This is a genomic window from Myxococcaceae bacterium JPH2 (genome assembly GCA_016458225.1).
Classification (GTDB): Bacteria; Myxococcota; Myxococcia; order Myxococcales; family Myxococcaceae; genus Citreicoccus.
In genome coordinates, this window is the sequence record JAEMGR010000003.1 from 271,043 (window position 1) to 294,501 (window position 23,459).

Below are 23,459 nucleotides of genomic sequence, written 5' to 3' on the forward strand. Positions count from 1 at the left end.
ACAATGCGCCCGTGCGAGGCCGCGCATCGCGGGCCCGCCCACTCCCGGAGCCTCCTCGGATGAGCCACCACCCCGCTGGTGCCCCCCGTCAGCCACTCGACGACGATGCCGACGTGCCCTCGCGCCTCCGCTCGCTGGCGGTGCTGTCACCCCGGGACATCGATGCCCGCTTGTCCGAGCATGGCTACCGCGGCCAGCCCGAGGCCCGCCGCGCCGCCTCGGTGCTCGCCTACCGCCACATGCAGCGCCTCCGCCGCCTCCACCTCGATGGCATCCCGCCCGAGCCTGGCACGCGCGAGAACTGCCTCTTCCTGGGCCCCACCGGCTCGGGGAAGACCTTCCTCGTGGAGCTGCTGTTCCGCGAGATTCTCGGCGTCCCCACCGTGCTCGCGGACAGCACGCAGTTCTCCGAAACGGGCTACGTGGGCGATGACGTGAACACCCTCCTGTCGCGCCTCCACGAGGCCGCCGGGCAGGACTCTGAATGGGCCGCGTGCGGCGTCATCTGCATGGACGAGTTCGACAAGCTCGCCACCCACCGCTCCGACAGCCGCTTCGCCGGACAGCAGACCACCAAGGACGTGACGGGGCTCGGCGTGCAGCGCAGCCTCTTGCACCTGCTCTCCTCCGCGCGGGCGGACTTCCCGCCGGACTTCGGCTTCACCAGCCGCACCCGCGCGCAGACGCTGGAGATGTCCTGCATCACCTTCATCGCGTGCGGTGCCTTCAGCGGGCTGAAGACCACCGTCGAGGGCCTCGCCCACGAGGAGCGCCTGGGCTTCGGCCGCACGCCCGGACGCGACACCGCGTCCATCGCCTCGCGCGTGTCGGATGAACAGCTGGAGAACACCACCGCGTTCGCGCGCTTCGGCTTCATCCCCGAACTCATCGGCCGCTTCAACCGCATGGTCTCCTTCGCGCCGCTCGACGCGAGCACCCTGATGGACATCCTCCAGCACAACGTGCTGCGCGCGTACGAGCGCGAGTTCGAGCTGGAGGGCCTGCGTCTCCAGGTCCCGCAGGACGTGCGCGAGCACGTGGTGGCCCGCGCCCTCAAGCGCGAGACCGGTGCGCGCGGACTGCGCGCCACGCTGTCGCCGCTGCTGGAGCGCGCCGCCTACGAGCACTTCGGACAGCCTCGCGCGAGCACCGTGCGCCTGGTGCTGGAAGGCACCGAGGTGCGCGCCCTCTCCGCCTAGCCCCACGCGTCCCGGCAGCCGACGCGGCAAGGGCGCGTCCGCAGTCCTCCCGACGCGACGGGTGAGCAAGCCCGTCGCTCACCGCGGGCCCACGCGCCTTACGGTTGGCCATGAAACGGGAAGCGGAGGCACCTGCATGCACCACACTCGTGAAATCCCCCGCTCGGGCTGGGCGGACTATCTCTCCCTGCTGAGCAGCCTCGAGCGCGACCACTGGGTGCGCATCGAAACGGACAGCGAGGACACGGGCGAGCAACCCCTGGCCCAGCGGCTGCCGCTCATCGAAATCGCGCTGGAGGAGAAGGGCAGCGACCAGGGCGCCATCGAGGTCATGGTCGGCCGCCCAGGCGACGAAATCACCCACCGCATCTTCTCGCCGAACCACATCTACGCGGAGGAGAGCGACAGCGGCGAGCTGGAGTGCCTCGACATCGAGGACGCGGACCACGTCAAGACGCTCATCTACTTCGATGAGCCGCGGGCGAGCGAGGAGCTGCCCTCCACCACCTGACCCACCTGTCCCCACGAGCGACGCCCGAGGGGCGGGCATCCTCCATTCCCGGAGGGTGCCTGCCTTTCTTCGCCGTCCTCGCGCACGATGGGGTCCATGGACGTCGTCACCTGGGCAGTCTCGCTGTGGCCCCACGTGGTGGCCCTCCTGACCGTGCTGGTCAGCGTGCTGGCCACGGCGCACGCGGTGCTGCACAAGCGAGATGTCCGCGCCACGGTGGGCTGGGTGGGCGTGGTGTGGCTGGTGCCCGTGGTGGGCGCCGTGCTGTATCTGCTGCTCGGCATCAATCGCATCCGCCGCCGCGCGCGCTCCCTCACCCTCAGGCAGGAGCACGGCCGCTACCCTTCCGCGCCCGCCGCCCCGCCCCTCACCGCCGAGCGCGTGGGCCTCCAGCAACCCGCCGCCGCGCACCTCGCCCCGCTCGTGCGATTGGGCGACGCGGTGATGCACCGGCCGCTGCTCCCGGGCAACCAGCTCACCGTGCTCGAGTCCCGCACGGACGCCTACCCCGCCATGCTGGAGGCCATCGCGCAGGCCCGGCACACGCTGTCCCTGGCCACGTACATCTTCGACAACGACCCCGCGGGCCATCTGTTCGTGCGCGCGCTCTCCGCCGCCGTGGGGCGCGGCGTGGAGGTGCGCGTGCTCGTGGATGCCGTGGGCTCGCGCTACACGTGGCCTCCCATCATGGGACGCCTGCGCCGCGCGAAGGTGCCGGCCGCGCGCTTCCTGCCCTCGTGGGCGCCCTACCGGCTGCCCTTCATGAACCTGCGCAACCACCGCAAGCTGATGGTGGTGGACGGCCGCGTGGGCTTCACCGGCGGCATGAACATCCGCAAGGACTTCCTCCCGGGCGAGCACGCCGCCAGGGACCTGCACTTCCGACTGGAGGGCCCCGTGGTGGGGCAGCTCCAGGAAATCTTCGCCGAGGACTGGGCCTTCACCACCCACGAGCACCTCCAGGGCGAGGCCTGGTTCCCGGTGCTGGAGCCTCGGGGCGCCGTGCTGGCGCGCGGCATTCCCGACGGCCCCGACGAGGACTTCGAGACCCTGCGCATGGTGCTCCTCGGCGCGCTCGCGACGGCGCGGACGTCCGTGCGCATCCTCACGCCGTACTTCCTCCCGGACGCCGCGCTCATCACCGCCCTCAACGTGGCCACGCTCCGCGGCGTGCAGGTGGACATCCTGCTGCCCGAGCGAGGCAACCTCCCCGTGGTGCAGTGGGCCAGCACCGCGCAGCTCTGGGAGGTCCTGCGCCCCGGCTGCCGTGTCTTCCTCACCGCGCCCCCGTTCGACCACTCGAAGCTCATGGTCGTCGATGGCGTCTGGTCCCTGGTGGGCTCCGCCAACTGGGACCCGCGCTCGCTGCGCCTCAACTTCGAGTTCGATGTGGAGTGCTACGACCCGGCGCTGGCCGCGACGCTGGGGGCCCTCATCGACGCGCGCCAGCAACGCGCGCGGCAGCTCCCCCTGGAGGAGGTGGACGGCCGCGCGCTGCCGGTGCGCCTGCGCGATGGGCTGGCGCGCTTGCTCTCGCCCTATCTGTGAGGCCGCGTCACAGGAGCACGCGGCGCGCTCGCCAGTAGGTCTCCTTGGCCGTCCGGAAGAACGCCGAGTCCGCGGGCACCAGCGAACGCAGCAGCTCCGCGGACTGCGTCTGGAGCGGACGGATGCAGTGCGTCTCCACCTGCGAGCGCAGGAAGCCCAACGGGTCCCTCCGGCGATACTCGCCAAAGTATTCGCGCAGCTCGTTGCGCGTGCGCGCCTGACCGTTGTCCGCGTACTTGGCCACGTAGGGACTGAAGTCCGGATAGAGGCCCCGCTGCCCGAACTCTCCGTGCAGCGTCGTCTTCATGAAGTTGCCGATGAGCAGGTCATCGAACACCCGATAGCGCACCGCCGTCGCGAGCGACTGGCGCGGCGCCTCGAAGGTGATGCCGCGGCGGAAGTGGCGGCGATGGAACTCGATGACATGGTCCTGGCCGCCCACGCGGAAGCGCACGAAGTCCAGCGCGTCCTTCAGGTGATGGATGGCGCGGAAGTACTCCTGGAGCGCCTGGGCCTCCTCCTTCTCCAGCAGCTCGCCCCAGTCGTCGCCGAACTCCTTGGGGTCCACCGGGTGGAGGGCCCGCTCGCGAGGATGGAGCTGCTCCACCGCGTTGCGAGTGAAGTCGCGGCGGATGAACGCGGGCAACAGCGTGCACGTCTGGGACTCAAAGCCCCGCGCGTAGTCGTCCAGCGTGGTGGTGTACGCGGAGGCCCAGACGCTGTCGGCGCGCTGGTACTTGTGCATGGAGCTGAAGGGCACGAAGTAGCGCACCCCGTATTGCTCCGCCTGCCGCGCGATGGTGCGCCCCACGGGCGTCTTGCGCGCGGCGTAGGGCGGGATGCGCTGCCCGTCCTCGGTGAAGAAGTTGATCATGTCCGCGTCGCCGTAGCCGGACAGCGCCAGGAGATAGGACTCGTCGTACTCGCGGACGACCTTGCGCACGAAGCGGCCCCAGCCTCGGTCTCCCGCGTCGTTGAGGTTGACGAGCAATCGCCCGCCCACGTCCACGAGCAGCACCGAGTCCTGGTTCACATCGGGGATGCACAGCACGCGGATGCGCGGCGACAGCTGCGTCCACACCCGGTCCGGCAGGACGTGCACGGAGAAGCCCATGCCGCGCAGGTCATCGCGGATGCGCCCGCCAAAGTGATTGGCCACGAGCAGCGTCCGGTCCCGCAGCTTCTCCAGCGTCTCCATGCTGAGGTGATCCGGGTGCCCGTGAGACAGCCAGACGAAGGGGCACTGCTGGATGGCGGCGCGTTGCTCGGGAGGAACCTCGTGCGACAGGGTCCAGCTTCCGAAGTACGCGCTGCCATCCACCCATGGATCCGTGACCAGCACAGGTCCATGGTCGTGACAGATGAGCGTGGCGTTGCCGATCGTCTCGAAGCCCAGTTCCATCGTGCGCCCCTCCTGCCCGGGTTTGGAGCCGAAAACGTGAAGCCGAGGGTGCCCCCACCCCACTGCCCCGGCGGACCGGGGCCATGACTCCGCGTCTGGTCGTCCGCCCTGCCCTCCGTCGAGCGGGCCGAGACGTTCCACGCTTGCCGCCTTCCCTCGGGACACGCGGAGCAGTGCCGGTGGAGCAAGTGGGTGCGCCCCGTCTCATTCGGGCAAGGCAACCCGTCCATCGCGGGCCGCCCTGCCCCCGGCCGCCCGCCCCCTGTCGAGCGGGCACGAGCCTCGACACTGAACGATGCGTCACTGAGGTTCATGCCAGGGATTGCGACGCGCGGAGCACGCTCACGTCATGACAGGGTCAGCGTGAGGTGACTCGGTGACAGAGGAGCGGAGGCGGATCCGTCAGCGCCAGGCACGGTGCGAGCGGGCATAGAGTGCGCGCACCATGAAAGAGCGCTTCCTCTACGCCGATCTCTGGACCAGCTCACCCTTGTCCCATCTGCACGAAAAGGTTGCGGAGGCCGCCGCGTGGTGTGAAGCCAACGCGGTGCTCGGCGACAATGAGCGGTGCCTGCGCAAGCTTGAGAACCCGCTGGATACCGAACGGTTCGGCATCTTGAGCCAGACACCGGACTGGCTCGTCAGAGACATCGACGACCAGCGCACGAAGGCCCTCTTGACCCACCGCATCCCAGTTTCCCCTATCGAATGGGACAAGCTCCCAGGCCGGCTCCTCGTCTACTGGCCCGAGGACAACACCAGCGACGGGGGCGCAGCCAGCGTCACAACGGACTTCTTCGATATCCACAACACCCCGCCCTGGGACACGTGGGTGAGCTACTTCATCGACTCGAAGTTCTGCGATCCGCTTGAGACCGAGGCGATGCGGGGCTACGTCCTGGCGTACATCCCCGCGGCATTCGTGGACCTCGTCGAGGAGGGCATTGGGGTCAACCCCGAGTACTGCATCATGTGGCTGGAGGACTCGAAGACGACCCTGTCCCGAATCCTCGCTGAGGCGGGCTATCGCTGGCGTGGTGCTCCCGGCTCATCCACGCCGGGCCACCAGTGAGAGCAACTGCGCGCCGTAGCGCTCCGTGAGCGCGGGCCCCACGCCGTGAATCGACATCAGCTCGGCGCCCGTGGCGGGCCGAGCCGAGGCGATGGCCCCCAACACCCGGTCCGTGAGGATGCGGAACGCAGGCACGCGCCGCTTCCGCGCCTCCGCGAGGCGCCACGCCTTCAGTGACTCGACGAGCACCGGAGAGGCCTCGGCGGCCGCCGCGCCCCGTCCTCCAGCACGGCGCGAGCGCGCGCCCTCGTAAGCAACCTCTTCGTCCCCAGAGGGCTCACTCCACTCCTCTTCGTCCGCCGCGAGCCGAGACGCATTCCACGAGGCTCGCTGCGGAGGCGCCTCCGGCAACGCGCCCTTGCGCCATCCCGCGGGCGCCTTCGCACCAGAGCCGCGTGGCGCCGCAGCATCCTCCGAGCGTCCCTCGCTCGCGCCAGCACGGGTCCGAGTGCCCGCGCGCCCCTTCGCCGCGCTCTTTCGCGACGCGCGCTTGGGCGTCTTCTCCGCGCCTTTGCGCGCGCCCTTTCCCTTGCGCTTCTTGGACGCGGAGGGCTCCTGCGCCGCGGGGAGCACCACCTGTCCCGGAGCAATCGCGCGCGTGCGGCGTCCTGTGTCCGTCAGGGCCAGCCGCTGGAAGTGGATGACCTGTCCATCCTTCTCGAACGAGTCCTCCTCCAGCCGCGTCAGCCCCGCGCGAACGAGCCCGCCCACCAGCCGCTCGAAGTCGCGACGAGACAGCGACTCGCCATACAGCTCGCGATGCATGCGGCCCGTGGCCTGGGCATCTCGCTCCTGCAAGGACTCCAGGATGCGTCCCAGCGCATGGGCCTCCACGGCGGAAGGCTCGCTGAAGCGCACCATCGCGCAGGAGTCGGGCGCGCAGACATCACACAGCCCGCACGCGGCACCCGAGTCCTGCACGTCACCGAAGTGCGCCACGAGCTGACGCATGCGGCAGCCATGGGCCTCCGCGTACCGGCCCATCTGCTCCAGGTGCAGTTGCTTGCGCTCGCGCTGCGCCACATACGCGGGCACCCAGGACGGCCGCCCGCGCTGCACCGTCTCATCCGGCGTCATCTCCACGCCGCCATGAATCCAGAGCTGTTCCAGCGACTTGTCGAAGACGTCCGGATCCATGCGCACGCGCGCCTGGAGCGCGACCTTCGGCTCCGGCACGGCCGCAGTGGCTTGATAGAGCCGCTCCAGCACGCGGGGCTCGGGGTAGTCGCGCTTGTGGAAGAACTCGTGCGTGCGCCGGTCCACGAAGGAGTGCAGCAGAACCGCGCGCGAGGGCTTTCCATCTCGACCCGCGCGCCCCAGCTCCTGGTAGTAGCCCTCGATGCTCGCGGGCAGGGCCGCGTGGATGACGGTGCGGACATCCGGCTTGTCGATGCCCATGCCGAAGGCCGTCGTCGCGACGATGACCTCCAGCGAGCCCTTGAGGAATGCGGCCTGCACGCGGTCGCGTTCCGCGGGCGAGAGACCCGCATGGTACGCAGCGCACGGGAACTCGGCGGAGAGCGCTTCCGCGTACTGCTCGGCGTGCTTGCGCGTGGCCGCGTAGACGATGGCGGGCCGGTGCTCGGGCTCCGCGAGCAGCTCGCGGATGGCATCTCCGCGTCCGCTCGGATTCAGCTCACGAACCTCGATGGCGATGTTGGTGCGTCGGAAGCCGTGGATGAACGTGCGCGCCGGACCGTTGCCGCCACCAACCCCACGCAGTCCGAGCTGCTGAACGATGTCCTTCTGCACATCCGGGGTCGCCGTCGCGGTGAGGGCCACGACGGGCGAGGGACGCAGCAGGGGCAAGCGCGCGCCCAGCAGTCGGTAGTCAGGCCGGAAGTCATGGCCCCACTGCGAGATGCAGTGCGCCTCGTCGATGGCGATGAGCGCGGGCGTGCGGCGCGCGAGGAACTCTCCGAACCCGGGCACCCCCAGGCGCTCGGGAGCGATGAAGAGGAAGTCGAGCTTGCCTTCCAGATAGTCCGCACAGACCTGCCGAGACGCGGCGCGGTCTCGGCCCGAGTGGATGCGGTCCGCCGCGAACCCCAAGGACTGGAGTCGCAGGACCTGATCCTCCATCAGCGCGATGAGCGGGCTCACCACCAGGGTCGTGCCAGCCCGTGCGAGCCCCGGGAGCTGGTAGCACAGCGACTTGCCCGCGCCCGTGGGCATCACGAGCAGCAGGTCCTCACCCTCGGTGGCCGCGCGACACACGGCCTCTTGGTACGGACGGAAGTCCGAGAACCCGAAGGCGGCCTTCAACAGTCCGCGAAGCTGATTCGAGGGCGTGGGTGCACGATGAACCCTATCGGGCCGGCTCGCCTCGGTCTGCGCGCGGCGGCTCTTTCGCGCAGGCGTGGGCGCGTCGTCGTCCTCCTGCTCCTGTGCGCGGCGCTGATCACGCGACGGCGTGCGCCCATCCCATCCCGCCGACGGAGCTGCACCTGCGCCCCCCGTTGAGGCCCGAGCACCAACGCTCGCGTCCGCAACGAGCAGCCCGCCGCGCTGTCCCTCGCGAGGCGCATCCACAGAACCCGACACACGAGACGCCACGTCGGCGGAGCCACCGCCCGCGAAGCCGGGCCGCATCTGCGTCTCCGACTCGAATCGCGCCCCGTCGCTCCCTACGCGCGCGGCCTGAGCAAGCCTCTCCCCAAGGGAGTTCGTCCCACTTCGAGCCTCCTCGGCGCGAGCGAGTCCCAACCCACCGTGCGGGCGCGAAGGATCCGCACCACGCAAGCCATCCTCGGCATGAGTGCGCCCCATCGTCCCGTGCTGGCGCGAAGCATCCACGCCGCTAAAACCCTCATCGAGACGGGCGCGTCCCTGGGCTCCATCCATGCGGTGCGCCTGCCCACTCGACGGCGGCGGTGCATACGCGGGGGTCGGCAGGCCTCGCGCCGAGCCCGTCACCACGCGGCTGTCAGAAAACGCGGCCTCGGCAGGGCGACGGGCCGGGGGCGGAGACGACGCGGGCGCGGGCCCTTTGGGCATGCGGCCCACGACCTCGATGACGTACTTCTCGATGCCGCGCAGGAACTCGTCGAGCCGTCCCTCGCCGCGCTCGATGCGCTGGAGCCACGCTTCCCACTGACCCGTCATCGCGGGCGTCTTCACGTCCGCGTGCACCACCTGGATGAGGTGGATGCCCTTCTCCGTGGCCTCCAGCCGCTTGCCCTGGCGCAGCAGGTACTCGCGCTCCAGCAGCACTTCGATGATGGCGGCGCGCGTGGCGGGCGTTCCCAGCCCTGTCTCACGCATCGCGTCCGCCAGCTCCTTCTCATCCAACGAGCGACCCGCGGACTCCATCGCGGTCAGCAGCGTGGCGTCCGTGAAGCGCGGCGGCGGACGCGTGCGCTTCTTCACCGCCTTCACGTCCTCCACCGTCTGGGGCTGTCCCCGCTGGAGCATCGGCGGCAGCACCTGCGACTCGTCCTCGGGCTCGTCGTCCTTGTCGTCGCCCTTGCGCGAGTCCCGGAGGCGCGGCGCCTTCTGCCCGCCTCCAATGTCGAGCACCTTCCAGCCCACCCGCTCCACCTGCGTGCCCGCACTGTGGAAGCGATCCACCAGTGGACCCGACGCGCCCGGTGACGACACCGCGGTGATGACCGTGGTCACCTGCCACACGTGGTCCTCATGCCACGCCTGGAGCAAGCGCCGGCACACGAGGTCATAGAGGCGCTGCTCGTCCGGAGACAGCCGCACGGACTCCGGCGACGTGAGCGTGGGGATGATGGCGTGGTGGTCGGTGACCTTCGCGTCGTCCACGTACCGCTTGCCCAACGGACGCGTCCCCGTGCCGGGGGCGAGGTCCTCCTCGTAGGGCGCACGGATGGCGCGGACCACTTCCGGCAAGGTGTCCGCCACGGTCTGGGACAAGTGGCGACTGGACGTGCGCGGATAGCTCAGCAGCTTGTGCTTCTCATACAGCGCCTGGGCGATCTCCAACGTCCGCTGCGCGCTGAAGCCATACAAGCGGTTGGCGTGGCGCTGAAGCTCCGTCAGGTCATATAGGAGCGGCGCGGGCATCCGCTTGGTCTCGGAGTCCAGCGACTCCACCGCCGCGCGCCCGCGCTTCACTCGCGCGATGACGTCTCCGGCCTCGGCGCCGTCCGCGTCCAGACGCCGCGACTCGCGCACGCCCTCCATGCCGGGAGGAATCACCGGCTTTCCATCCGGCCCCGAGCGGAACCACGTGCCCTGGTACTTCGTCCCCGGAGGCACGTCCTTGCCCTGTGGCGCGAAGGTGGCCACGACCTCCAGGTAATCGCGCGGGACGAAGTCGCGGATGGCCAGCTCTCGCTCCACCACCATGGCCAGGGTGGGCGTCTGCACGCGCCCCACGCTGAGCACGTCGTCGTGCGCCAGCGAGTACAGGCGCGACAGGTTCATGCCCACCAGCCAGTCCGCGCGGCTGCGTCCCATGGCCGCCGCGTACAGCGGCTCGTAGGCGCGGCCGTCCTTCAGCTGGCGGAAGCCCTCACGGATGGCCTGCTCGGTGAGCGAGGACACCCACAAGCGCCGCACGGGCTTGCGGCATCCGGCGGCCTCGTAGATGTAACGGAAGATGAGTTCGCCCTCGCGACCGGCGTCCGTGGCACACACCACCTGGGACACCTCGGCCGCGGTCAGCACGCGCCGGACGATCTCGAACTGGGAGCGGGTCTGCTCGGAGACGACCAGCGGCCAGTCACCGGGCAGAATGGGCAGGTGCGAGCGATTCCAGCGCTTCCACTCGGGCCGGATGTCATGCGGTTGAGCCAGGCCCACCAGGTGGCCAATGGCCCACGTCACCAGGTAGCCGTTGCCACGGAGGAAGCCCTCGCCGCGCTCATGGGCGCCGAGCACGCGGGCGATGTCGCGTGCGACGGAGGGTTTCTCCGCCACCACGGCGGTGATGGACCCGCGACCCGCGCGGGACGCCGAGCCTTCCGCGCCCACGTCCCGGGAATCCGACCTGTTCCACCCGGGCGACTCGCCCATTGCGTCCCACCTCACGGCATCTCCCCTCCCGCCCTGCCCGTCCAACCCCGGACGGACCCGCGCCACACGCGGCCCACCTGCACCCCTATCGCCTCAGGCTGACATGAGGGAGGCCCCTGTGTCCCTACTCAAGAGGGCTGCCCGGGCAGCGAACAGCCAGCCGACTCGCCCCGTCGCCTCTCGGAGGCCAGCAAGAACACCTTCAAGGCCGCCCCGGAAAGGTGACCGAGCCGCCCACGTCGCCGAGCAGGAGGGACCATTGCATGCACGCCGTCACTGAGCGTGCCGGGCAAGTGCAGTCGAGGTGCGACGCTCCTCTGTTAGGAATCGTCGAATGGTCGCGCGACTCCGTGCTGGCGCCGCGATCCTCCTCTTCCTCACGGCATGCGCGACGCCGCCGCCGCGCCCAGAACGCCCGACATCGCAGACCTCAAGGAGTGCGAACCTCCAGCGAGCAGCGCCGCTGCCCTGGCTGGACGGTGGGCGGTGCGTCGTGCGCGAAGCTTCCCAACCCTGGCCGGTGTTGGTGGAGCGGTGTTACCAGTCCCTCGACCACGAGCGGATCGAGTTCCACGACACCACGGGACGATGCGCGATCGCTTCCGCGGGCGCCGCCGCCGTGGGCGTTGGCCTTTGCGTGTTGACGGCTCCCGAGATTGTCGTGGGCGCAGGCATCGTTCTTGGGGGGGGGTGGTGGTCGCCATCGCCATCAAGGAAGAGCTGGATGCGTATGAACTGCACCACGCCTATCTCGAGGAAGCAGGAACCCCGCGAGGAACGAAGGTCTCTCCTCGTGAGGCCGTAGCGCAGCGGAAGCCCAAGCGGGAGCCTGAGCCCGCGGGGCAGGACTGGCAGCCTCCCGTGCCTCCTATCCCTACGGACCGGACGAGCCGCGCCAGTTGCGAGCCAATCCCAGTGCCACACCGCGGGGGCGATGCCGCGCATGACAGGTGTGCCGATAGGGTTCCGCCCAACCGGTATCCCGGGATGGACGTGCTCGTTGACGGCAAGCACTTCGACGCGCTGCAAGTGGGCGCGCGCGTGCTGTGGGAAATCAAGACCGACCAGCTCGATACGTACTCGCTCTTTCTTCAGAATCAGGTGGCCATCGACGGCGTGGAGGAACTGCGGGAGGAGCGCGACATCGCTTCGGCTTGTGGATATGGCTTCGTGGTCGGGGTAAGCAGCGCCGCGCACAAAGCCGCGCTGCGGCAACGAGAGCCCAGGCTCACCATCGTCGTCACGGGATGCGAACGATGACCGCGCAACGTCGCCTTCTCCTCGCGGTCTACGCCCCCGCGCTCACGAGCGACGACGGCCGTCCGCTTGCTGCCGTCGAAGGACTGGAGGAGGCACTCCCTGGCGTGCGTCTGGAGTGGCAGGTCTCCAAGGACGGACGGCTCGTTGCCCTACCGGAACGCGGTGCGTGGCTTGCTGAAGCAGCGACACGCGGGAAGTTCCCATTGCTCTGCAACGGTGACGAGCGCTCCCCGGTGACAATCGCCGGATTGAAGATGCCCGCCAGCCAGGCCCCCGGAGGACAGGCGCTGCTCGATGTCCATGCCGACCTGCCATTGGACGCGGCCGTCATCACGGCCGCAACGAATGTGTTGGTGAACGTGGCGGAAGGCACGCGTGCGCTCTGGGGCCGCGCGACACCGGACCGTGCCGCGCTGGATATCGCGGAGCAGATAGCACCCACGCTGGCTGGGCCACCGTCGCCGCCCCGAGGATTGCCCGCACTCAAGCGCTTCGAGCAGCTCCTCGCACCCGAGCTCCCCTACTACCTCGGCTGGCTGAACTACTGGTCAGCAGCGACCGCACGGGTGCTCGGGTTCCCGGATCCCGCTCGCGACGCCGAGCTGCTGTCACGGTCACAGCGCACGGCATCGGGCGGCTGGGTCGTGCAGCTCACCGACGCGCCGCTCGACCTGGAGAACCCCGCCCACTTGGATGCGCTCCAGCGCGCCTACCAGCGGTTTCCGGAGATCGGTGGACGGGCAGCGCGTTGACCTCGCTGGGAGTTTCCTCAAGATGACTGCGCGAGACGGCGCGCCCCATCGCTCAGTCGTCCTCGTCGTCTCGCTTGGGCGAGGGCGGCATCTCCGTGGAGAAGAGGGTGATTGACCCCTCTTCGATCTTCTTCTTCGAGCCGAAGGCGAGGGTCTCCAGCTTCGACGGGAACACCTTCTTGGGAAGATGCATGCCCGACGCGGCCCAGTAGTGCCCGAACGCGTCCGTGGGCAGGATGAGCTTGTCGCCCAGCACCCGCGACGCGTCCTGGAGGACCTCGTAGCAGGTGCGGCACGGCGTCTTCACGCCGCCGACGAACGCAGGCGAGAACAGGCTCATCTTCCCCGCGCCATTGAGTTGCATCAGGATGGGGTAGAAGAGCTGCTCGGCGTGGATCTTCTTCTTCTTGAAGTAGGTCTGCCCCTCGCCCTTCGTGAGCGCCTTGGGGAGCACCACGTAGACCTTGCCCGTCTCGATGGTCGAGTCGACGCTCCAGTGTCGGTAGCCGTCCTCGTCCTCGTCCTTCGAGATGGTGAGCCCCTCGATGTTCGCCTGGGTCCACCGCATGGCGAGCCGCAGCTGGTTGAAGTCGTTCTCCCACTTGAACCGGAAGTAGTCCGGGTACGTGTTCTTGACGATCTCCTCGCGATACACGCCGAGCTTCGCCTTGTGCTCGTTGCCGAAGTTGCGCAGCGCGGTGTCGTAGCTGCCTGACGTCGTGTCCGGCAGCTTGAGCTTGCCCAGGAACGCCGCCACCGTCCCTTCTGTCTGGAGCGCCTCCAGCAAGGACTTGGAGAACGTGTAGTTGTTCGTCGACAGGAAGAGCGACCCGTTGACCCACATGGCCTGGACTTCCACCGGGTTGTTCGAGTCCCCGCCCCCGTTGAACTCCACCACGTACACGAGCGAGCAGAGGCGCCGCAGGAACGAGTTGGGCCCCAGCTCGCGGTAGTCCCACGTCACCGACCGGTCGATGAGCTTGGCCCCGTTCACGATGACCGGCGAGGACTTGCTCATCTTCGGGTACTTCACGCCGTCGATGGTCTCGGTGTGCCCCATCTCCTTCTGGTACTGCGAGAACGGGACCGACGTGCCCACGTGCGTCGTCGTCTTCATCGGGTTGCGCTGGTCGGAGAGTTCACCGAAGCGCTTGTTGAACGCCTTCCGGAACTGCTTCTTCGCCTGGTAGTGCGACTCGCTGCGCGCCAGCTTCGCGCTCGAGGAGGTCGGCTCCAGCTTGAACAGGCGCACCTGGTCGTCCTCGTCCTGGAACGGCTCCAACGTGCGCTTGCCCTTCTTGACCGTCTGCAACAGCTCGTCGTCGGCGGTCTCCTCCAGGTCCTCGGTCTGATAGAGCCCCAGGTCCGTGACCTCGTCGGGCGGGAGCAGCCCCGGGTTCTTGCGCTTCTTCAGCCGCGCGGGCTTGTCCTTCACGTGCGGTTTGACGAAGTAGACGTCCTCCACCTTGGCGCACTTGGGGCATGGTGGCCGGATGCCCTTCTGCGTGGGGTAGTCCAGCGCGGAGCACATCCCCGACGTGTAGTCGCACTTCCGGCAGTGGAAGACGTAGTAGTTGACCGCGATGCGCTCGACCTTGTTGCTCGGCCCGAACTTCTTCGAGCACCGGGAGCACTGCGGTGTCTCGTCAGGCAGCTCGCTCTCGGGGATGAGGTCGCTGACCTTCTTGCAGCTCTGACACTCGAAGTAGAAGAACATCCGGTCGCTCCCTGGCTCGCGCGCCCATGCTTGAGGCGCGTCCGCCAGGCGTCAAGTGTCGAACAGGCCGAGCCTGCCCCGCCCGCCCCCGCTCGAAGGTCTGCGGCGCGCGGGCACCATCGTGTCCAGTTCTTCACGGAGCAGCCTCGCCACCGCTCCGCGAAGAGGACACACCATGGCACTCAAGGAATACCCTCGGGGCAGCACGTTCCCCGGCGTCATCGGCCGCACGTGGGAGCAGTCATCGCCCGCCTGGCCCGCGCCCATCCGCGCGCGACAGGGCGCGCCCAACGTGCTGTTCATCGTGTTGGATGACACGGGCTTCGGGCACCTGGGGTGCTACGGCTCGCCCATCCGCACGCCGAACCTGGACCGGCTCGCGCGCGGCGGATTGCTCTACAACAACATGCACACCACGGCGCTCTGCTCGCCCACGCGCTCGTGCATCCTCACCGGTCGCAACCATCACTCCAATGGCATGGCGACCATCACCGAGGTGTCGCTCGGCTATCCCGGCTACAACGGCACCATCCCGTTCGAGAACGGCTTCCTCTCCGAGATGCTGCTGGAGCACGGGTACAACACGTATGCGCTGGGCAAGTGGCACCTCACGCCCGCGGAGCAGACCAGCGCGGCCGGGCCCTACAGCCGCTGGCCCCTGGGGCGCGGCTTCGAGCGCTTCTATGGGTTCCTGGGCGGTGACACGCACCAGTACTACCCGGACCTCGTCCACGACAATCACCCCGTCCCGCCGCCGCGCACGCCCGAGCAGGGCTACCACCTCACCGAGGACCTGGTGGACCGCGCCATCGGCTTCATCGCGGACACCAAGCAGGTCGCGCCCGACAAGCCCTTCTTCCTCTACTTCGCCACCGGCGCCATGCACGCGCCCCACCACGTGCGCAAGGAGTGGTCGGACAAGTACCGCGGCCAGTTCGATGACGGCTGGGACGCCTACCGCCAGAAGGTCTTCCAGCGCCAGCTCGAGCTGGGCGTCATGCCGCCCGGGACGCAGCTGTCCCGGCATGACCCCGACGTGCAGGACTGGGACACGCTCCCGCCCGAGGAGAAGCGCCTCTATGCGCGGATGATGGAGGTGTTCGCCGGCTACCTGGAGCACACGGACCATCACATCGGCCGACTGCTCGACGCGCTGGAGGAGAGCGGCGAGCTGGAGAACACGCTCGTCATGGTCATCTCCGACAACGGCGCCAGCCCCGAGGGTGGTCCGCACGGCTCGGTGAACGAGCTGAAGTTCTTCAACAACACGCCCGAGTCCTTGCAGCAGAACCTCGAGGCGATGGATGAGCTGGGCGGCCCGCGCTACTTCAACCACTACGCGTGGGGCTGGGCCTGGGCCGGTGACACGCCCTTCCGCCGCTGGAAGCGCGAGACGTATCGCGGCGGCACCACCGACCCGTTCATCGTCCACTGGCCGCGAGGCATCCCCGCGCGCGGTGAGCTGCGCACGCAGTACTGCCACGCCATCGACATGGTGCCCACGGTGCTGGACTGCCTGGGAATCACCCCGCCCGAGCAGATTCGCGGCGTCACGCAGGCTCCGCTGGAGGGCGTCAGCTTCAAGCACACCTTCGCGGACGCGAAGGCGCCCAGCCGCCACGTGACGCAGTACTTCGAGATGTTCAGCAACCGCGCGCTGTACCACGACGGCTGGCGCGCGGTGTGCCCCTTCCCGGGCCCCTCGTTCAAGGAAGCGGGCGAGGAGTTCGGCGCGTCGAAGCTCGATGAGGACCGGCTGCGCCGGCTCGACGCCGAGGGCTGGGAGCTGTACCACGTGGCCGAGGACTGCTCCGAGACCCGCAACGTGGCCGAGCAGAACCGCGGCAAGCTCATCGAGATGATTGCCCTCTGGTACGTGGAGGCGGGCAAGTACCAGGTGCTGCCCCTGGCCTCTCCGGACCGCGCGGTGTTCTCCGCCGAGCGGCCCCAAATCTCCCCGGACCGACAGCGCTACGTGTACCGGCCCAACACCTCACCCGTGCCGGAGAACGTCGCCGTGCACGTGCTCAACCGCCCGCACACCATCACCGCCGACGTGGAGGTGACGGACGGCGCCGAGGGCGTGCTGCTGTGCCACGGCGGCATCACCGGCGGCTACAGCTTCTTCATCAAGGACCACAAGCTGCACTACCTCTACAACTTCGTGGGCGAGCGGGAGTTCCACCTCGAATCCGCGGTGGAGGTGCCTCGCGGACACGCGGAGCTGCGCTTCGAGTTCGAGCCCACCGGCCAACCGGACCTCGCGCAGGGGCGCGGCACTCCGGGGCTCGGGCGCCTGTACATCAACGGCGACCTGGTGGCCCAGAGCGACATCGACGCGACCATGCCGCTGGTCATCAGCCTGGGCGAGGGCCTCACCTGCGGCCGCGATGACTACTCGCCCACCAGCTCGCTGTACGAGGCGCCCTTCCACTTCACCGGCGACCTCCATCAAGTCGTGGTGGACGTGTCCGGCGAACACCTCCACGACGAGAAGGCCGAGCAGAACGCGCTGCTGGCGCGGCAGTAGCACATCACCCCGAGTCACCCCGAGGATGCGCCGACGCAAGCGCATCCTCGGGAGCGGCGTCACTGCGCCTTGGCGGAGCCCTGCTGCTGGCGCCACGCGGCCAGCACCTCGCGCTCGCGCGCGTCCGCGATCCCCGCCTCCAGCTTGGCCTGACGCGCGGGCGGCAGCGTCTTGAACCACGCCAGCGTGTCGCGCACGGTGTCCGCGGTGGGCCGGAAGGTGAGGCCCTGCGCCAGCGCCCGGGTGATGCCCACGCGGCCCATGCCCTTCTCCTCGCTCGTGCGCGAAATCCACACGGGCATGTCCGACCACGCGTTCACCTTCTGCTTCGTCAGGAACGCGCTGTCCGCCCAGGTGAAGCGCGCATCGCTGCCCGTGGCCTGCTTGCACGTGTCCAGCAGCGCGCGCATGGGCACCGGCTCCTGTGGGCCCGTGGCGTTGAACGTCCCCGTCAGCTTGCGCTCCACGCCGTGGATGAGCCACGCGGCCAGGTCGCGCACGTCGATGAACTGCACCGGGTCCTCGCCATCGCCCGGCGCGAGCACCTCGCCCCCGCGCGCCACGCGCACCGGCCAGTACGTGAAGCGGTCGGAGGGGTCATCCGGCCCGACGATGAGCCCCGGGCGGACGCTCAGCGACCGGCCCGGCATGGCCGTCTCCGCGGCCTGCTCGCACAGCGCCTTGAGCGCGCCGTAGCTCTCCTCCGTCACCTTCTCCATCGTGGGATCGGCGATGGTGGCCACGGGCGAGCGCTCGTCGATGCCGTACTCGCGCAGGTCCTTGTAGACGGAGATGGAGGACACGAAGACGTAGTGCCCCACGTGCGGCGCGAGCAGCTCCGCCGAGGCCTTCACCAACCGGGGGAAGTAGCCGGACGTGTCGATGACGGCGTCCCAGGTGCGGCCCTCCAGGGCCTTGAGTCCCTCGCCCTTGCTGGGGTCGCGGTCGCCGCGCAGCTTCTCCAGGTCCGGGAACAGCTCGGGCCGCGTCTTGCCGCGGTTGAACAGCGTCACGACGTGGCCGCGAGCGCGCGCCGCGTCCACCAGCGCCGGGCCCAGGAACTCCGTCCCGCCGAGGATGAGGATGCGTTGGGACTTCGCGGGGCCCGAGGCCTCCGCGCCTTGCTCGCGCGAGGCCGGGGCCTCCGCGCCGCCCGTCTTCGTCGTCGCACAGCCCAGGGCCTGGGCCGCGCCGAGCACCATCGCGCCCTGAATCACACCTCTGCGAGTCCACCTCATGTCGGGGTTCCTCCGGGGTCCAGCAAGGGACGCTGCATGCCCGCCTCAACGGGCCGGCGCATTCTCCACCGGAGCGACCATTGCGGGCGATGCGGATTCGACACGCGCGCGCTGACGTCGGGCCAGGAACATCGACACCCCCAGCCACAGCCCCGCCACCGGCACCGCCACCAACGACAGGCCCACGTTCCCCAGCCCCAGCGAGGTGAGGCCGCCCTGGAGCCACGAGCTGACTGTGTCGCTGCCCCGGTACACCACCGTGTCGATGAAGCTCTTGGACTTGTAGCGAGCCTCTCTGTCCACCGTGGTGAAAAGAATCTCGCGCGAAGGTCGCTCCAGCGCGTAGTGGCTCGCGCCGCGCAGCGACTTCACCGCGATGAGCATCCACAGCACGGGCACCGCCGCGAGCGCCAGGAACCCGAGCGCGGTGAGCACCGGCGCCACCGCCATGGCCACCGCCAAGCCCAGCTTCGAGATGATGCGCCCCGTGACGAGCGCCTGGAGCCCCAGCGTCAGCACCTGCACCCAGAAGTCGATGTCCGCGAACGCCGCCGTGCGCGCCGCCGCGTCGCTCGCGTGCGCCGCCACCAGCTGCACCTCCTGGTAGTACAGGAACGTGGAGGTGGCCGCGTACAGCAACACCTGGAGGCCCATGGCCAACAGGAAGGGCGAGGTGAACATCAGCCGCAGCCCCGCGAACATGCCGCCGCCCACCGGGCCCTCGGACGTGGGCGCCTGGTGCTGCACGTCATGCGCCCATCGGCTGAGCCGGCGCACGCACAGCGCGCTGACCTCCAGCATCACCGCCGAGACGAGGATGAGGTTGAGCGGCCCCACGGGCTCGGCCAGGCGGCCCACCAGGAACGGGCCGGCGATCATCCCGGCCGTGCCGCCCGCCGCGATGAAGCCGAAGAGACGCTTGCCCTGCTCGCTGGCAAAGACGTCCGACATGAAGCTCCAGAAGATGGAGACGACGAACAGGTTGTAGACGCTCAGCCAGACGTAGAAGACCCGGGCCACGTGCTCGCGCGCCACGCCCAGGCGCAGCAGCACGAAGAAGCCCACCAGGTTGACGAGGAAGAAGCGGTAGACGCGCGGGATGACGATGCGCCTAGGCCACCGCGACACCAGCGCGGAGAAGGCCGGCACCGCCACCAGCATCACGAGGAACGTGGCGGTGAAGAGCCACGACAGGTGCTTCACGTCACCCGCCGTCCCCATCTCGTTTCGGATGGGCCGCAGGATGGCGTAACCGCACATCAACGTGAAGAAGTAGAGGAAGGACCAGAGGACCGCTCCGACCTCCTCGTCCCGAACATCCACGAATCGCTTGAGCATGGGTGAAGGTCGCGCGTCTCGCCGTTCTCGGTGAGCCGGCTCAAACCCTATCCCAAGATAGCTATTCCCGGATTCCACTGAAGGAAGCGCGGCGTCGTCTCCGTGTCGGGAGTGGGACGCCGCGCCCCTCGTGTCCCATCAGCGCGCCGCGAGGACCTCGCGCACGGTGGCCTCCACGCGGGGGAGGGCCTCTTCGATTTCCGCCACGGACGTGGCGCCCACCGAGAGGCGGAACCAGCCCGAGTCCTCGTTGAGGCCGAACGCCTGGAACGGCACCACCGCGAAGCTGGCCTTCTCCAGCAGCCGCTTGCGGATGTCGTCGTTCGTCTTCAGGTCGCCCTTGCCCACCAGGTCGAAGCGGACGGACAGGTAGATGGCGCCCTGCGGCGCGATGGCGCGCACCGGAAGGCCGGCGGCGCGCATGCGCTCGAAGCCCTGGTACAGCGCCTCCAGTCGCACGTCCACGCTGCGGCGCATGGCCTGGAGGTACGTCTCGCACGCGGCGGTGTCATCCAGGTAGCGCGCCGTCGCCACCTGCTCGGCCTTGGGCGCCCACGCGCCCACGTGGCCCAGCACGTCGCGCATGCGCGAGATGATGGACGGCGGACCCACGCCCCAGCCCACGCGCACGCCCGTCGCCGCGAAGGCCTTGCTGATGCCATCCACGAACACCGTGTACGGGGCAATCTCCGGCACCAGCTCCACGGGCGTCACGTGCTTCGTCTTCCCGAAGGTGAGCACCCAGTAGATGTGGTCGTACATCAGGATGAGCGGCTTCTGCCCGCGCTGCTCACGCGACTTGTTCTCATCCACGATGCGCTGGGCAATCGCACGCAGCGCGCCCGGGTCCACCATGGTGCCCGTGGGGTTCAGCGGGCTGCACAGGCATAGGAGCCGCGCGGTCGCGAGGTGCGGAGCAAGTTGCTCCAGCGTGGGCATGAAGCCCTTCTCTGGGTCCGTGGGCACCACCACGCTGCGGGCCCCGAGCATGTGCGCGTAGTGGTTGTTGTTCCACGAGGGCACCGGGTAGATGACCTCGTCGCCCGCATCGAGCACCGCCCGATAGGTGCCATAGATGATGGGCCGCGCGCCGCCGGCCACCACGATTCCCTCCAGCGGATACTTCAGGCCCAGCGAGCGCTCATAGAAGCGCTGCACCGCCTGACGCAGCTCCAGCACACCATCCGAGGGCGGGTAGTTCGTCTCGCCCGCCTGGAGCGCGGCGCCGATGCCCTGCCCCAGCCCCTGCGGGATGGGGAACTCCTTGGGGCTGAAGTCGCCCACCGTGAGGTTGCACACCTTGCGCCCCTTGGCGACCAGCTCGCGAATCTCCGCCGCGATGCGGAGGATTTCGCTGCCAACGAGCCCACGCACCATGGTGCCGACGGTCGAGTCGTCACGCGTGGGGCGCGGAAGGGAAGTGAGGTCCAGGGCCATGAGAGGGTCTCTCCAGTTCCGGAGTCGGTAGAGGGGGCGCGATACGCGGCCCGGCGGACCCTACACGCGGCGCGCCCCGCCTGTCTCAGCCACCTGCATGCCCGAGGGCCTCCGAGCGCGGGCATGGGGACGACGCCCCGTTCCGCTCGGGCGCGGGGCGGCCGGGCGCGGGTATCGGACACGTCACGCACACGCCGCAACGATTTCCGGGCGAGCCCCGCGAGGCCGATATGCCCCGAAAGTCTCCCCGTTCCAGGACATGCGACATCCACTCCATCCTGGAAGGGAATCTGCTTGAGCGGGCGCTCGAGGCGGGGGCCCTTCTGCATGCCGAGGCTCCGCCATGAAGCACCTGACGCAGCGCCTGCTCCTCCTCTCTTCCTTCCTCATGCTCGGCGCGGGTACTGCGCAGGCCGCACCGCCCAAGTCCATCAACACGCGCATCTTTGGCACGCGCGCCATCGTGGCGTGCGACCCCGTGGGACATCAGTGCGGCATGGCCGTCATCTCGTTCCCCACGGGCATCACCTCCCTGGTTCCCTATGGGCGCTCGGACATCGCCGTCGCCACCATGGCGCTGCCCTCGGTGGATGACGCCCAGGCCATCATCGCGCGCATCGACGGCGGCGCCACGCCCCAGGCCGCCATCGACTCGGTGATGGCCGAGGACCCCTATGGTCCCATCCGCCAGCTCGCCGCGGTGAAGCTGCACCCCGACGGGAGCATCACGCTGGGCCAGACCTCCGGGAACCAGACCGCGGACGCCACGTGCGCCGTGAAGGGCGCCACCTACGTCGTCCAGGCCAACAGCATGTCTACTGGCACCATCTGCCAGGCCATGGCGGATGGCTTCGAGCAGGCCACCGGCAGCTTCCCCCTGCGCCTGCTCCAGGCGCTCAAGGCCGGCGCGCGCGTGGGCGGTGACGTGAACGGCGAGCGCTCGGGCGTCGTGCGCGTGTGGAACACCACCGCGGACAGCTCCTTCTACACGCACGTGCTGGCGGACGCCGTCGTCAACAGCAGCTACAACGCGCTGGACGAGCTGGACGTGCAGCTCCACCGATACCTGGGCGTGCTCGCCGCGCAGGACCCCGCCGACCGCATCCCGCTCGACAAGCCCACGGTGAAGCACCTCAAGAAGGTGCTCCACCGCACGGGGTACTACAACGGCCCCATGGACGGCACGTGGACCGACGCGGCGGACACGGCCCTGGCCGGACTCGTCTGGAACAACTGCTTCTTCGAGAAGCCCACCACCGTGGTGAATGGGACGCGCATGGTGGACGGCCCGCTCGTGCGCTTCATCCGCGACGTGGACCCGCGCGCGCTCGCCCCGGCCGCGGCGGCGCCGTGACCCCTCACGGCTGAGCTGGGCCGATTCAGGACTCCCCCCTTCGGCCTCGCCTCCCCCCGCCACCATCGCCGAGCATGCTCCAACCCGGAGCATGTTCCCGTCGGCGCGAGTGACAGAACGCACGCCCCAAGACGTCACGCCGCGGCAAGGCGGGCGAACTGTCTCGGCGCCTTCCCGACGTGCCGGCTGAACGCGGTGCTGAACGTACTCGCGGAGCCGTAGCCGACCGCTTCAGCGACCTCCGCGATCCCCGCGTCCTTGCGACGCAGCAGATTTCGCGCGAGTGCCATTCGCCACGCGAGCAGATACTCCATCGGCCTCATGCCGACCGCCTTCGTGAAGCGCGCGAAGAACGCCGAGCGCGACAGGGCCGCCACCTTCGCGAGCTGCGGCACGGTCCACGGATGCGCGACGCGGGCGTGCATCTGACGCAGCGCTGGCGCCAAGCGAGGGTCCGCCAGCCCGCGCAACAGCCCCGGCGGCGCGTCGTGCTCCGGGGCCACGCGGAGCGCTTCGATCAACAGCACCTCGACCAGGCGGCGCAGCACGAGCTCGCGGCCAGGGCGCCGTTCCATCGCCTCATCACCGACCCACTGCACGAGCTGCGACAGCCGCTCGACTCCGCGCACGTGCACCACCGTGGGCAGGAGCGACGCGAGCAGCGACGCGTCGGCGGAATCGAACTCGAAATAGCCGCCCAACAGCCGCACATCGGGCCGGCCACCCCGTTCGCCGTAGCGCACCTCGCCCCCCGTCGCATTGCTCGCCCGCGCCGACACCTGCGAGGGCTTCACGGGCATGACCCCCGACTGCACGAAGCCTGGGGTCGTGGGCAGCAACACGAAGTCCCCCTGCTCCAGGATGAGGGGCCCCGCGCCATCGACCGCGAGCCGGCAACGGCCCTCGAGGACGGCGCAGAAGCTCGGATGACCGAATGGCGGAGAACGCACACCCCACGCGCCCGCCCCGCTGATTCGCTTCGAGTGCACGGCACGCGGCTGCAGCAACGCGATGATTTCCGAGATGGGATCGCTCATTCAGGACTCCTGCAAATGAAACACGGACTCCGCATCGTAGAGAGTCCTGTTCTCGAAACCTATCCTTCCTTCAACGCT

Annotated in this window: 14 protein-coding genes and 1 pseudogene; 8 read left to right on the forward strand and 7 right to left on the reverse strand. The window is 69.1% G+C overall.

Annotation, left to right across the window (positions count from 1 at the left end; genetic code table 11):
• Window positions 1-59 precede the first annotated feature (59 nt).
• The 3 genes from JGU66_05800 (at window position 60) to JGU66_05810 (ending at window position 3,258) form a co-directional block, all read left to right on the forward strand.
• Window positions 60-1,199: an AAA family ATPase gene (locus JGU66_05800; protein ID MBJ6760268.1), complete on the forward strand. Its 1,140-nt coding sequence runs from the start codon at window positions 60-62 to the stop codon at window positions 1,197-1,199.
• Between the two features lie 136 nt (window positions 1,200-1,335).
• A complete protein-coding gene (locus JGU66_05805) occupies window positions 1,336-1,710 on the forward strand; it encodes a DUF5335 family protein (GenBank protein MBJ6760269.1) in 375 nt (124 codons plus the stop codon).
• Between the two features lie 87 nt (window positions 1,711-1,797).
• Window positions 1,798-3,258: a PLDc N-terminal domain-containing protein gene (locus JGU66_05810; protein MBJ6760270.1), complete on the forward strand. Its 1,461-nt coding sequence runs from the start codon at window positions 1,798-1,800 to the stop codon at window positions 3,256-3,258.
• A 7-nt stretch (window positions 3,259-3,265) separates the two neighbouring features.
• On the opposite strand, the gene JGU66_05815 is transcribed toward JGU66_05810, so the two are convergent.
• Window positions 3,266-4,660, reverse strand: coding sequence for an MBL fold metallo-hydrolase (locus tag JGU66_05815; GenBank protein ID MBJ6760271.1), 1,395 nt, complete (start codon window positions 4,658-4,660; stop codon window positions 3,266-3,268).
• 445 nt (window positions 4,661-5,105) lie between these two features.
• Here JGU66_05815 and JGU66_05820 point away from each other — a divergent pair, with 445 nt between their 5' ends.
• Entirely contained in the window at window positions 5,106-5,732 is a 627-nt protein-coding gene (locus JGU66_05820) for a hypothetical protein (GenBank protein ID MBJ6760272.1), read from the forward strand.
• Here JGU66_05820 and JGU66_05825 read toward each other — a convergent pair.
• Window positions 5,709-10,718, reverse strand: a complete 5,010-nt coding sequence (locus JGU66_05825) for a DNA topoisomerase 3 (GenBank protein MBJ6760273.1) — start codon at window positions 10,716-10,718, stop codon at window positions 5,709-5,711. The genes JGU66_05820 and JGU66_05825 overlap by 24 nt on opposite strands.
• Before the next feature lie 334 nt (window positions 10,719-11,052).
• Between JGU66_05825 and JGU66_05830 the strand changes: the two are divergent.
• Both JGU66_05830 and JGU66_05835 read left to right on the forward strand, forming a co-directional pair.
• Window positions 11,053-11,978 (forward strand): annotated as a pseudogene (locus tag JGU66_05830) (hypothetical protein).
• Window positions 11,975-12,730, forward strand: coding sequence for a hypothetical protein (locus JGU66_05835; protein MBJ6760274.1), 756 nt, complete (start codon window positions 11,975-11,977; stop codon window positions 12,728-12,730). The pseudogene JGU66_05830 and the gene JGU66_05835 overlap by 4 nt, the downstream one beginning before the upstream one ends.
• A gap of 52 nt (window positions 12,731-12,782) precedes the next feature.
• Here the strand turns inward: JGU66_05835 and JGU66_05840 are convergent, their stop codons facing one another.
• On the reverse strand, window positions 12,783-14,447 hold the full coding sequence (locus tag JGU66_05840; protein ID MBJ6760275.1) for a hypothetical protein: 1,665 nt from the start codon (window positions 14,445-14,447) through the stop codon (window positions 12,783-12,785).
• A gap of 175 nt (window positions 14,448-14,622) precedes the next feature.
• Here JGU66_05840 and JGU66_05845 point away from each other — a divergent pair, with 175 nt between their 5' ends.
• Window positions 14,623-16,977: an arylsulfatase gene (locus JGU66_05845; protein ID MBJ6760276.1), complete on the forward strand. Its 2,355-nt coding sequence runs from the start codon at window positions 14,623-14,625 to the stop codon at window positions 16,975-16,977.
• A gap of 59 nt (window positions 16,978-17,036) precedes the next feature.
• On the opposite strand, the gene JGU66_05850 is transcribed toward JGU66_05845, so the two are convergent.
• The 3 genes from JGU66_05850 to JGU66_05860 form a co-directional block, all read right to left on the reverse strand.
• Window positions 17,037-18,215, reverse strand: a complete 1,179-nt coding sequence (locus JGU66_05850; protein ID MBJ6760277.1) for an NAD-dependent epimerase/dehydratase family protein — start codon at window positions 18,213-18,215, stop codon at window positions 17,037-17,039.
• 45 nt (window positions 18,216-18,260) lie between these two features.
• Window positions 18,261-19,553 (reverse strand): MFS transporter, encoded by a 1,293-nt coding sequence (locus JGU66_05855; protein MBJ6760278.1) that lies wholly within the window; start codon window positions 19,551-19,553, stop codon window positions 18,261-18,263.
• A 138-nt stretch (window positions 19,554-19,691) separates the two neighbouring features.
• Window positions 19,692-20,990 (reverse strand): aminotransferase class I/II-fold pyridoxal phosphate-dependent enzyme, encoded by a 1,299-nt coding sequence (locus tag JGU66_05860; GenBank protein ID MBJ6760279.1) that lies wholly within the window; start codon window positions 20,988-20,990, stop codon window positions 19,692-19,694.
• Window positions 20,991-21,333: 343 nt separating this feature from the next.
• On the opposite strand from JGU66_05860, the gene JGU66_05865 reads away from it, so the two are divergent.
• The gene (locus JGU66_05865) at window positions 21,334-22,344 is read left to right on the forward strand and encodes a DUF1028 domain-containing protein (protein ID MBJ6760280.1); all 1,011 of its coding nucleotides are present in this window, start codon (window positions 21,334-21,336) and stop codon (window positions 22,342-22,344) included.
• A gap of 134 nt (window positions 22,345-22,478) precedes the next feature.
• Here the strand turns inward: JGU66_05865 and JGU66_05870 are convergent, their stop codons facing one another.
• A complete protein-coding gene (locus JGU66_05870) occupies window positions 22,479-23,381 on the reverse strand; it encodes an AraC family transcriptional regulator (protein MBJ6760281.1) in 903 nt (300 codons plus the stop codon).
• Window positions 23,382-23,459 lie beyond the last annotated feature (78 nt).

Coding starts and splice junctions, on each gene's coding strand:
- JGU66_05800 (MBJ6760268.1), top strand. CDS start 60: ATGAGCCACCACCCCGCTGGTGCCCCCCGTCAGCCACTCGACGACGAT.
- JGU66_05805 (MBJ6760269.1), top strand. CDS start 1,336: ATGCACCACACTCGTGAAATCCCCCGCTCGGGCTGGGCGGACTATCTC.
- JGU66_05810 (MBJ6760270.1), top strand. CDS start 1,798: ATGGGGTCCATGGACGTCGTCACCTGGGCAGTCTCGCTGTGGCCCCAC.
- JGU66_05815 (MBJ6760271.1), bottom strand. CDS start 4,660: ATGGAACTGGGCTTCGAGACGATCGGCAACGCCACGCTCATCTGTCAC.
- JGU66_05820 (MBJ6760272.1), top strand. CDS start 5,106: ATGAAAGAGCGCTTCCTCTACGCCGATCTCTGGACCAGCTCACCCTTG.
- JGU66_05825 (MBJ6760273.1), bottom strand. CDS start 10,718: ATGGGCGAGTCGCCCGGGTGGAACAGGTCGGATTCCCGGGACGTGGGC.
- JGU66_05835 (MBJ6760274.1), top strand. CDS start 11,975: ATGACCGCGCAACGTCGCCTTCTCCTCGCGGTCTACGCCCCCGCGCTC.
- JGU66_05840 (MBJ6760275.1), bottom strand. CDS start 14,447: ATGTTCTTCTACTTCGAGTGTCAGAGCTGCAAGAAGGTCAGCGACCTC.
- JGU66_05845 (MBJ6760276.1), top strand. CDS start 14,623: ATGGCACTCAAGGAATACCCTCGGGGCAGCACGTTCCCCGGCGTCATC.
- JGU66_05850 (MBJ6760277.1), bottom strand. CDS start 18,215: ATGAGGTGGACTCGCAGAGGTGTGATTCAGGGCGCGATGGTGCTCGGC.
- JGU66_05855 (MBJ6760278.1), bottom strand. CDS start 19,553: ATGCTCAAGCGATTCGTGGATGTTCGGGACGAGGAGGTCGGAGCGGTC.
- JGU66_05860 (MBJ6760279.1), bottom strand. CDS start 20,990: ATGGCCCTGGACCTCACTTCCCTTCCGCGCCCCACGCGTGACGACTCG.
- JGU66_05865 (MBJ6760280.1), top strand. CDS start 21,334: ATGAAGCACCTGACGCAGCGCCTGCTCCTCCTCTCTTCCTTCCTCATG.
- JGU66_05870 (MBJ6760281.1), bottom strand. CDS start 23,381: ATGAGCGATCCCATCTCGGAAATCATCGCGTTGCTGCAGCCGCGTGCC.